Origin of the sequence: Streptomyces swartbergensis, assembly GCF_002148965.1 — a bacterium.
Taxonomy (GTDB): domain Bacteria; phylum Actinomycetota; class Actinomycetes; order Streptomycetales; family Streptomycetaceae; genus Streptomyces; species Streptomyces swartbergensis.
The window spans coordinates 1-731 of sequence record NZ_NGFN01000818.1; the positions used below are offsets into that span (position 1 = coordinate 1).

A 731-nucleotide genomic window follows, 5' to 3' on the forward strand; every position below is an offset into this window, starting at 1 on the left:
GGTCATCGAGGACAACCTTTGGAAGTTCGACTTCAGCACGATGTCCCGCAACGTGCTGGACCACCTGAAGACCCACCACGATGACCAGGCGCTGGTGGAGATGACCCAGAGCAGCCTTGCCGCGAAGTTCGGGTGCTCGCAGTCGAAGGTGTCGCGCGCGATTAGCCAGCTGAGCCGTCACAACTTCACTTGGAAGGAGCGGCGAGGGGTGTACCGGGTCCACCCGCTCTACGCTTACCGGTGGGGCAGCGTGAAGCAGCGGCGGTTGGTGAAGTCGCTGGAGAAGGTGCTCCTGGAGCACGAGATCGTCATTCCGACCGTGAGGAACGAGGCCACGCGATGAGCAGCACCGTCCCTGGTTTCCACAACCCGGAGATCTTCGAGGTTCTGCCGAACGCGTGCCTGTCACCGACGGCCCGCGACGTGTTCGACGTCCTCACCGCCCGCCAGGAGCCCGGCGGCCTGGTCCGTATCCGGCAGCAGGAGATCGCCGAACGCCTCGGGCTGACCCAGTCTGTCGTCTCGCGCGCGATCGGCCAGCTGCGGGACAAGGGCATCCTGAGCGAGCGGCAGCGCAAGGGCACCGTGCTCATCCACCCGCTGCTGGCCGGCTACGAGTCGCTGTCCCATATGGTCAACCACCTAAAGGATCCCGACACGTTCGTGTGGCCGCTGAACTTCCCCACCGGCGAGATCCGGCCCCCGAGGGCCCGAGACGCCCGTACCGGCAC

Annotated in this window: 2 protein-coding genes; both read left to right on the forward strand. The window is 65.7% G+C overall.

Annotation, left to right across the window (positions count from 1 at the left end; all coding sequences use genetic code 11):
- Nucleotides 1-343: replication/maintenance protein RepL (locus CA983_RS44515; protein WP_208637198.1), on the forward strand; the 343-nt coding region annotated here is incomplete at its 5' end.
- A partial coding sequence (locus CA983_RS44520; protein ID WP_086606186.1) for a helix-turn-helix domain-containing protein occupies nucleotides 340-731 on the forward strand: 392 nt, incomplete at its 3' end. The genes CA983_RS44515 and CA983_RS44520, both read left to right, overlap by 4 nt.